Genomic DNA, 10045 nt, shown 5'->3' with positions numbered 1-10045 from the left:
TATGACTTAGGTAGCATTTAAAGATAAAAGCAGATTTTAAGGGCGAATAGGCTTCTATTCGCCCTATTTTTATGCAACTCGACTTCTTGATGTAAATCTCATTATTGAAATAATCCTCTCTTATTCTTTCATTTTTATTGAACATGAATCTCACTTTTGTCACTTGAATATGATTAACTTGTGCCAGCTATTTTTGCTATGCAGGAGCCATCATGAGAGAAGTTCAATTCAGGACGATTGACCGAGTGTTCATTCGCATGTCGATTAACGACAAGATGTGGGTGATCTTTTTACTGTTTTTAAGCGCAATCACCACCATTGCAGGTATGCGCTATTGGCACACTCTTGCCAGCATTGAGCAGCAGTCTCAATTGGCAGTGGAATACAAATTACAAGGGCTACTCAACCATCCCGACCCTAGCCAACTTTCCGTACTGAAAGTGCAAAATCGCGTAAGCGACACGATCTATTCACAAGGTGTCGTCACAGCCAGTGCCACTAGCAAAAACGGCCAGGTCTATGCCTATACAGAGTCAATGAAACAGTATGAGCAGCCGGCTCGCGAGCAAGCCCTGCGCAGCTTTTTACTCACCTATTTGTGGGCCATTCCTTTTGCCATTTTCACTTACTGGGTCGCGACCTTTATTGGTGGTGCCTTGTGGGTGCTTTACACCACCACCCAAAAAATCGCTGAAGGCGATCTTACGTCACGACTCGGTTTCCATCCCGGACGTGATGAGTTCGGTACGATTGGTTGTGCGCTCGATAAAGCCATGGATACACTTGCAGAACTGATTGTGGCCGTAAAACAAAACAGCGCCACACTGCGTGACGCCGCAATGACTTTTGCTCACGAAGTGAAAGAATCGGAAATACAGATTCAGAATCAATACAGTTCGCTCGATTCGGTGGCCACCGCGATGGAAGAGATGACGGCTTCAGCAGCCGAAGTTTCGACGACCTCACAGCGTGCCACCGAACAAACGGAACAAGACACCAAGCAGGTTGAACGCAGCCAGCAGCGAGTAAGAAAAGCGATTCAAGATATTGAACAGCTCTCACGTTACATCGCCCAAGCGTCATCCTCAGTCGAAACCCTCAACACCAATGCAACGCAGATTAATGCGGTGATCACCACCATCAATGCCATTTCAGAGCAAACCAATCTTTTGGCACTCAATGCCGCCATTGAAGCAGCTCGCGCCGGTGAACAAGGTCGAGGTTTTGCAGTGGTTGCCGATGAAGTCCGCACTTTGGCCAGTCGCACTCAATCGGCCACGGTGGAAATTCAAGCCATGATTGAAAAGCTACAGGTGGAAAGCCAAAACATCGCCAAACTTACCGAGCAGACGGTGAGCCAAGCACACACCAGCAGCCAATTGGTCAGTGAAGTAGGTAACGATGTACAAGCCATCGCGCATTCGGCGCAGCTTATCAATGATCTCAGTGTGCAAATTTCCACTTCAGCCAGCGAACAGAGCTCGGTTGCCAGCGATATTTCATCCGAACTAAGTGATATTCGCAGCCAGTCCAACACGCTGCGCCGTGTGGCAGAGCAGACATCGCAAGGTGTCAGTGAAATTACTCAAGCGACACGTAATTTAGGGGAAATCCTCGCGCGCTACCGCACCTAATTTAGGTTTCAACTCAGCGATGTGCATAAGCAAACGCCCATCAATCATGATGGGCGTTTGTATTCAATAGCAACAGTCACTAATGACTGTTTAAGCTTCTGGGTAACCTTGCGGATTATTCGACTGCCAGCGCCAAGTATCTTGCGTCATTTCATCTAAGGTGCGGGTTGCTCTCCAGCCGAGATCTTGCGCAGCTTTTGTCGGATCAGCCCAGCACTCCGCGATATCCCCCGGACGACGTTCCACCAGTTTATAAGGGACAGCGCAACCCGAAGCCGCTTCAAACGCTTTCACCATTTCAAGCACGCTGTAGCCATTCCCTGTGCCTAGGTTGTAGATATGCAGACCCGCACGAGTGCCGACTTTTTGCAGCGCGGCAATATGACCGTCCGCCAGATCCATTACATGGATGTAGTCACGCACCCCTGTGCCATCTTTGGTCGGATAATCGCTACCAAACACGGAAAGATACTCGCGGCGCCCTACCGCAACCTGAGAAACAAACGGCATCAAGTTATTAGGGATGCCTTGTGGATCTTCACCCAACTCGCCAGAGGGATGAGAGCCAACCGGGTTAAAGTAGCGCAGTAGCGTAATACTCCAGTCTGGATTGGCTTTTTGAAAATCGGTCAAACACTCTTCCACCATCAATTTGCTGCGCCCATATGGGTTGGTCGCGCTGGTTGGGAAAGATTCGGTGATCGGCACAGACGCAGGATCGCCATATACGGTTGCAGATGAGCTGAACACCAGCGATTTCACGCCAGCTTCACGCATCGCCGCCACCAAAACTAAGGTGCCATTCACGTTGTTATCGTAATATTCGAGCGGTTTTTGTACGGACTCACCCACCGCTTTGAGGCCCGCAAAATGCACAACCGCCTCAATGTTATGCTGTTGCATGAGATCAACCAGCAAAGCTTTATCACGGATGTCCCCTTGCACAAACTGAGGACGAACACCAATCACTTTTTCAATACGATCAAGGACCGTTGCTTTACTGTTGTATAAATTATCGAGGATCACTGGGGTCATACCCGCTTGGATCATCTGAATACAGGTGTGACTGCCAATGTAACCCATGCCACCTGTAACCAATACTTTCATGCCTAGCCTCCTTCATGTTTTCGGCGATTGTAACGGCTTTTCAGCGATCGCCAAAGCATTGATGCCTCTGGATTAAAAAAATAGACTGCACTATACCTGAAGCAAATGGTTCAAATCTGCGATCCAGATTTAAGCTCTTAAATATCCCCTTGTGGCGAAAAGAAGGCGAGAGGCGGACAATCCGGACCATTTGTGGCATTGCACTTGATTCAGAATGCTCCAAAACCCGCAAAATTTATTGACCAAACCCTAATTTCGGCTGACGAAATCACTCTTTTTCGCTACTTTAGCGGGCAGAGTTTACAGAAGGATGTACATCAGTGAGCAAACGGACAATCCAACTCAATTGCGATATGGGCGAAAGCTTCGGCGTCTGGACCATGGGGGCCGATGAAGAAGTGATGCCTTGGATTGATATGGCCAATATCGCTTGTGGCTTTCACGCGTCCGATCCTCATGTTATGAGCCGTACGATAGATTTAGCGCTTGAGCATGAAGTGATGATAGGTGCCCATCCTAGCTACCCAGATTTGCAAGGATTTGGTCGCCGCTCGTTGGCGATGAATGAGCAAGAAGTGAGTGAAATCATTCTTTACCAAGTCGGCGCACTGAAGGCGCTGTGTGAAAGTAAAAATGGCCAATTGAGCTATGTGAAGCCTCATGGCGCGCTGTATAACGACATGATGAGCGACCCGAGCATCTTTCGTGCGGTGGTCGATGCCGTGTCCTGTTTTAACCTGCCTTTGATGGTGCTCGCTTCTGCCAACAATCAAGACTATCTCGATATTGCGGACCGTTTTGATGTACCACTGCTGTTTGAAGCTTTTGCCGACCGTACCTATCTCGCCAATGGCAAGCTGACACCGCGCTCACAACCCAATGCGGTACTCAGTAGCGAAGAAGCCATTCTCAACCAAGTGCGACAAATCGCCCGTTATGGCAAAGTCACCAGTTCTGATGGGTTCGTTATCCCGATTGAAGCAGATACTTTATGTGTGCACGGCGATAACCCAAACGCCGTGTCGCTCATTGCCAGAATTCGTGCTGCGTTGGATGAGTAGGCCATGTCCATCCCATTTGAAATTGAGCCGATTGCGGAAGGTAGCATACTGGTGCGCTTTCAGCATCCGGCTGATGCAGCCTTAGCGATGCATATTGGCCAATGTGCGCATGACATCATGCAGAGTTTGGCCTATGGACTGATGAACGTCACTCCCTCTTACACCACCTTGCTGATTGATTATTTACCCTACCGTTTAACACAAAAGGAGTTGGTGGCGCAGTTGACTTTACTGCTTAATCAACCGCGACAGGCCAACCACGCGAACGCCAATCTCATTGAGCTCCCCGTGTACTACCATCCTGATGTGGGACTTGACCTCATTCGCTATCAGGAACAAGGGCTTTCACTAGCAGAGGTGATTCAGTTGCATACTTCTGTGACTTACACCGTGGCGGCGATTGGCTTTGCTCCCGGCTTTGCCTTTATGACTCAAGTCGCCGAGCCGCTGCGCCGCCCGAGACGTGCAACCCCGCGCCTAATGCTCCCCAAAGGCAGCGTAGGGATTGCCGAGCAACAAACGGCCATTTATCCCAACGCCTCTCCGGGCGGCTGGAACATTATCGGTAACTGTCCGCAAACCTTGTTTGACCCGAAACAAGAGCCGATGTCACCTTGGCAGATTGGCACTCAAGTGCGATTTCGCTCGATTGAACGTGATGAGTTTATTCAGTTGGGCGGTGTGATTGAGCCGTACTCAATCCACAGAGCTTAAGATGGCCAACACCCAGAGCTGCCTCAGGTAACAGTTGCCAGGGTAACAGAGGAATAAGAAGGGAATATTTTCCATAAGGAAGGAACATGCTAGGTAAGCTGCACGTGCTCAAAGCGGGGCCACTCACGCTACTTCACGACTTGGGTCGCTATGGGTTCAGTCATTTCGGGATCACCCCTTCCGGCCCTCTCGATGAATACGCCTACAGTTGGGCCAACCATTTACTCGCTAATCCCGTCAATTGCGCCACCCTAGAAATCACGCTCGGTCCAGCGGAATTTCTTTTACGCAGCGACGCGCAATTGGCGATTGCCGGAGGCGATCTCAATGCCACGCTAGACGGTCGCCCCATCGCCAATTGGAGCCGATTTTATGCCAAGCAAGGACAAACGCTGCGCTTTGGTTTACCACGCAACGGGCTACGCGCCTATCTTGCAGTTCAAGGTGGGTTTACGGTCTCTCCACAACTGGGCTCTGTATCTACCCATGTTCGGCAAGGCTTAGGGGGACTGACATCGCAAGGGCTGTCACTGCAAACGGGTGATGACTTAGCATTTTCCGCGCAGCAGATTGCCCAGAAACCGGTGCAGATGACGTTTCGCTTTCGACCTGATTACAACTTACCACTGCGATTGCGCGTGATTGAGAGTTATCAATATCAAGCGTTTTCACCATCCGCGATGGAAAGCTTCTACCGCAGCGAGTTTATCGTGACCCCAAACAGCGATCGCATGGGCTATCGCTTGCAAGGTGAAACCATATCGCCACCGGATCAAACCATTCTCTCTGAGGGGATTGCCTTGGGGGCGATTCAAGTTCCGCCGAATGGTCAGCCAATCATTTTGCTCAATGATCGGCAGACCATTGGCGGTTATCCCAAGCTAGGTTGTGTAGCGAGAATCGATCTGCCCCGTTTAGCGCAAGCCAAGCCGGGACATTCCGTACGGTTTGTCGCTGGCGATCTCGCTGGGCTTCAAGCGGTGTGGTGTCAGTGGGCGCGATTTTTCGGTTACTGATCCTTTCCGTTTTTTGAAACTTCCGTTTTTAAAACTTCCGTTATTGAGACTTTAAAGCCCATACACCTTGGCTAACGCGGCGGGATAACCACGCGCGTGGCATAAGCGTATCGCCTGCTGCTCCACCTGCTGCGCAGTGAAGGCCATACTGCATGGATGCTCAGTCTCAATCGATAGCTCACCAGCATCTGGCTTAAGTTGCCAAACCGCAACCAATTGGCGAGCGGCTCTCAGCGCCGATGAACCTTTGACCACCTCGAGTCTCGCGTACTGATTGGCTTCAAAACTGACGTCCGCCGCACGCAGTGTCACATCGTCACCGGGGATCTGCTGCGCACCAAATAGCGGTGTACCCGCAAACTCCGCATTATCAAAACTGGGCACAAAGCGGCTCATATGCTGTATCGCACGCACAGTGCGCTCTTTTTGTGCCGACATCGGCCAGCCACGCTCAATCTTGTGTTGCAGATACAAAGGCAGCTGTGGCTGCGCGGATGTCGGAGTCGAGGCGACCAAACCATCCGCAAACAAGGTGATAGATTCCGTCATGCCATGCAGTTGGAACGTGCCATCGGCATAAGGGGTAAGCTGCGCCATACCATCTTCGCTACCACGTGGGCCATGGAAAATCACTTCTGGCCACCACTGATGACATGCAGGCCAATGAGTGACATACGCCGCTTTAAACTCCACCAAACGCTGTCTATGGTGGCGAGCCATATCGTCCACTCGCCCTGTCTCAAAGCCACAAGCGTTGACCAGATAATCCACAGTTTGAGTATGGCGCTCCCCTTGCGCATCAAGATAAGTCAATCGCCACTGGTTGTCTTGAAACGTGGCATCCACCAGTTCAGTGCGCAACATCACTTGGCAATTGGGTAAGGCTTCGAGAGTCAGATCGACACTGGCCGCTAAGCGAAACACACTCCAACCGTATTCTTGAACCAACACGACAGGGTATTTGAGCTGTGTAAGATCGGCATGCTGAGCAAACGGAATCACCCACTCATCATCGCTTTGCGGTGGATTGGATTGTTGCTGCTGCGCCAAACGCTCTAACTCTTCACGCTGATACAAGCGATAGTAATTATCGACCGCGCCGAGCACTTGATTGGCCGCATCTTGCTCCACCAACTTACGATACGCGTTTTGAATGGTCACTAAGCGCGGCAGAATTTCTTCGGGTTGACCCGGATCGGATTGCGGGATAGCAATCAAGGTTGGGCGAACATTTAAAGTGTGTGGATAAAGACGTACCGTTTCAATTGACTGCTCCAATAGGTCGATACACTGCTGCTCGGAAATTTCTCGATAGAGATTGCCCCCGGCATGCAGATGACAAATCGGTGGCCCACTGACTAAACCAGCACTTTTTTCCATCAGGACAACATTGAGTCCCAGCTCACCCAAATGGACGGCCGCCGTCACACCAGCAATACCGCCACCTATGATAGCAATTCGGGGATCTTGAGATCGCAATGTCATATTTTACCTACTGTTACATCAAGGCTAAGAAATGTGGTCGCCATTCTAAAGGGTATGAAACGTTAATAAAATCACATTTTTTACGCGGACTTATCCTCGGCCGATCACTCAATCCTGACCAAACAGGTCACGGGTGTAGATTTTTCTCCCGCCCCAAGCGGTTATCGGGAGAGATTCAAGTTTTACCATGCCATAGAAAATTGACGATTTAGTGACTGCAAATGGCTTGCCTAATTTGACCTTAAGTAACAAAAAACAACCTGTAACATAAGGTTTTTTGATCAAGCGCACTCATGGCTCACAAAGCCGATTTTTAGCCGAAAAAAGTCAAAAAAACGCTTGACTGAGATTTGCCATTTTTCCCTTTTCACCACTTTGTGAATAACCGATCCTCGCAAACCTCGGCCACTACGGGGCTGGCAACCCAACCCCCTTCATCCGCTACTTTACTTATCCCAAAAGTTATCCACTGATTTTGTGGATAACTAACCCATTTACCCCAATATTCAATCGCTGAAGGCTTTATTGACGGGGGCTAACAGGCGTTTCAACAAACTGCTCACAACCGCAGCAAGTGTGCAAAAAGTCAACGCAGGGAGCACAAACCACAGCGCCATATGCAGACTCGGTGTCAGGCTAAATCCCCATTTCATGACCGCAGCGACGACTGCATCAGCACTCACGCTGGCCACTAACCCTCCGACTAACGCCATCACTCCATACTCAGCCCAAATGGTGTGCATAACTCGGCGGCGACTCGCTCCTAGCGTGCGATACAGGCGGATCTCCTGCTGACGCTGACTGAGGCTTAAGCGCAGCAACGTAAAAATCAGCAAAACCCCTGCTAGCACACCCAGTGCCGCCAACACCGTCACAGACCAAACAATTTGGGTCAACAAGGCTTGGATTTTGGCTCCCATGGTGCGAATGTCCATCAAGCTCACCGTCGGGTGTTGCCGTGAGAGCTGACCGAGCAAGGCATCATGTTCGGGCTGAATGCGGAAACTGATCAAATAACTGACTGGCAAGTTTTGCACCACGTCCGGACTAAAAATGAAGTAAAAATTGGGCTTCATTTCACGCCATTCGACCTGGCGAATGGTGTTCACTTGCGCGCTCACTGTTTGGCTATTGATCATAAACGTCAACGTATCCCCAAGTTTAAGCCCGAGATCGCTCGCCACTTCCTGCTCAACCGATACGCCATTTTGGCTTTGCCACTCTCCTTGCAAAATGGGGTTGTAATCGGGTAACTGCTCTGCCCAGGTTAAATTCAGCTCACGGCGCAGCGCATCTGAACTCTCTTCACCATTTTGCGCGTATTGTTTCGCCTCTTGACCGTTAATATGCGTTAAACGCCCACGCATGATGGGATAAGCAGCAGAGCGCTCAATGCTTGCTGTATCTAATGCTGCAAGGTAACTGGCTTTTTCGGATTCACTGATGTTGAGTACAAACGCATTCGGCGTATTTTCCGGCAAGGTGCGCTGCCAATCTGAGAGCAAATCGGTACGCACTAACCAGATGATGGCCAGCAACATCAAAGAGAGGGCTAACGCGCCAAACTGCAAACCACTTGCTGCACCAGAGCGGTTAATTCGGCTCAGAGCCAATGCCATCGCAGGATTAAGCGGTAGCTTAGCCAGCAGACGAGTCACCAGAACACTGACCACCGCTAACACTGCAAACAGCACCACAATACCGATCAGCACAATCCAGATCAGTTGGTTTTGCCAATACACCAGCAGTAGCGGCACAATCGGTACCATGATCAGCAGTAGATTGCGCTGCCAACGAGTTTGCGCCGCCACCGGCTGCATGACCGCAACCGCACTCACGCTCAATAGACGTCCCAGCGGGATCCCAAGAGCCGGCACCGCAATCAATAAGCTGCTGGCAAGTGCAATCCACAGCGGACGCAAACCGTAACTGGGGAGCGGGTCGGGCAACAAATCTTTTAGTGGCAAACGCAGCAGCGACTCCAGCCCAACACCAATGACGCTGCCCAACACCACCGCAAATACCAATAACAATCCGACTTGCAACGCTAACCAACGGCGTAACCAGCGGCGACTTGCTCCGAGACTTTTTAACATCGCAATCGTATGCGTGCGGGTGGAAACGTAATGCTGACAGGTCAGCACTAAGGTGGTCGCGGCCATCAAGATCACAATCGCCACGGTCAGTGATAAGTACTGTTGAGTGCGTTCAAACACCTCATTAGTACGGCTGCCACTTTCTTGATCACGCCAGCGATCGCTCGCCGTTAAGCTCACTTGTTGTTTTATCGATTCGATCGCAGAGTCATCACCAGTCATAAATAGGCTAAATTGCACCCGACTCCCCGGCTGAATCGCGCCAGTTTTATCCACATCAGAAGCATGGATGTAAACCGATGGCATTTGCTGGAATGGATTAAAGCTCAGTCCTGGCTCTTCCAACACTTCACCGCTGACCACAAAATCCGCATCACCAATCGTGACATTGTCACCGATATCCACCCCTAACTGATCTTTTACTCGCGGTTCAAGCCAAAGTTGGTTGCTCGCCACATGATTAAAGGTTTGCTGACCATCACTTAAACGCATCTCACCACGCAGTGGATAAGCACTATCTACCGCTTTGACAGTGACTAACTGCATGCCTTGATCGCTAAAGGCCATGGTCGCAAAACGGGTCATTTGTGAAGTTTGACTGGCTTGCTGCGCGGTCAGGGTCAATAAGGACTCAGGAAGTGGGTTGCCCGAAACAAATACCGTATCAGCGGTTAACGCATCACGCCCTTGTTTCACAATCACTTGTTCCATACGCTGCGCGAGCGCGGTTAATGCAAAAATCGAGGCAATGATTAAGGTTAGCGCAACAGTCACCGGCCATAACTGCCCGTGACGAATTTCACTTAAGCTCCAACGCAGTAAGCGGCGATTGAGCGATGCGGGAGGCAAGGCCTTCATACGCGCTCCTCCAGCTCACCCGCTTGCATAAAAAATCGTCGCTGACAACGCTGCGCGAGTTTAGGGTCATGCGT

The 10045-nt window shown here is 50.4% G+C and carries 7 protein-coding genes and 1 pseudogene; 4 read left to right on the top strand and 4 right to left on the bottom strand.

What is annotated here, in order from left to right; genetic code table 11:
- Positions 1–212: 212 nt before the first annotated feature.
- Positions 213–1634, top strand: coding sequence for a methyl-accepting chemotaxis protein (locus GOU96_RS15630; RefSeq protein ID WP_042988341.1), 1422 nt, complete (start codon positions 213–215; stop codon positions 1632–1634).
- Positions 1635–1724: 90 nt separating this feature from the next.
- On the opposite strand, the gene galE is transcribed toward GOU96_RS15630, so the two are convergent.
- On the bottom strand, positions 1725–2741 hold the full coding sequence (gene galE, locus GOU96_RS15625) for a UDP-glucose 4-epimerase GalE (RefSeq protein WP_000866938.1): 1017 nt from the start codon (positions 2739–2741) through the stop codon (positions 1725–1727).
- 320 nt (positions 2742–3061) lie between these two features.
- On the opposite strand from galE, the gene GOU96_RS15620 reads away from it, so the two are divergent.
- The 3 genes from GOU96_RS15620 (at position 3062) to GOU96_RS15610 (ending at position 5532) form a co-directional block, all read left to right on the top strand.
- Positions 3062–3802: a 5-oxoprolinase subunit PxpA gene (locus tag GOU96_RS15620; RefSeq protein WP_001882609.1), complete on the top strand. Its 741-nt coding sequence runs from the start codon at positions 3062–3064 to the stop codon at positions 3800–3802.
- A gap of 3 nt (positions 3803–3805) precedes the next feature.
- The gene (locus tag GOU96_RS15615; protein ID WP_267781072.1) at positions 3806–4516 is read left to right on the top strand and encodes a 5-oxoprolinase subunit B family protein; all 711 of its coding nucleotides are present in this window, start codon (positions 3806–3808) and stop codon (positions 4514–4516) included.
- Between the two features lie 86 nt (positions 4517–4602).
- Positions 4603–5532: a biotin-dependent carboxyltransferase family protein gene (locus GOU96_RS15610; RefSeq protein ID WP_042988343.1), complete on the top strand. Its 930-nt coding sequence runs from the start codon at positions 4603–4605 to the stop codon at positions 5530–5532.
- Between the two features lie 51 nt (positions 5533–5583).
- On the opposite strand, the gene GOU96_RS15605 is transcribed toward GOU96_RS15610, so the two are convergent.
- From GOU96_RS15605 to GOU96_RS15595, 3 genes and pseudogenes are all read right to left on the bottom strand, one after another.
- Positions 5584–7017 (bottom strand): FAD-dependent oxidoreductase, encoded by a 1434-nt coding sequence (locus GOU96_RS15605; RefSeq protein ID WP_267781076.1) that lies wholly within the window; start codon positions 7015–7017, stop codon positions 5584–5586.
- A gap of 506 nt (positions 7018–7523) precedes the next feature.
- Positions 7524–9971, bottom strand: coding sequence for an ABC transporter permease (locus tag GOU96_RS15600; protein WP_267781078.1), 2448 nt, complete (start codon positions 9969–9971; stop codon positions 7524–7526).
- Positions 9968–10045, bottom strand: a pseudogene (locus tag GOU96_RS15595) (ABC transporter); the annotation flags it as partial. The gene GOU96_RS15600 and the pseudogene GOU96_RS15595, both read right to left, overlap by 4 nt.

The sequence above is a fragment of the Vibrio sp. R-1 genome, from assembly GCF_035615595.1.
GTDB classification, from domain to species: domain Bacteria; phylum Pseudomonadota; class Gammaproteobacteria; order Enterobacterales; family Vibrionaceae; genus Vibrio; species Vibrio cholerae.
Note: the sequence above shows the minus strand (reverse complement) of the source record. Positions and strands in the feature narration are given on the sequence as shown.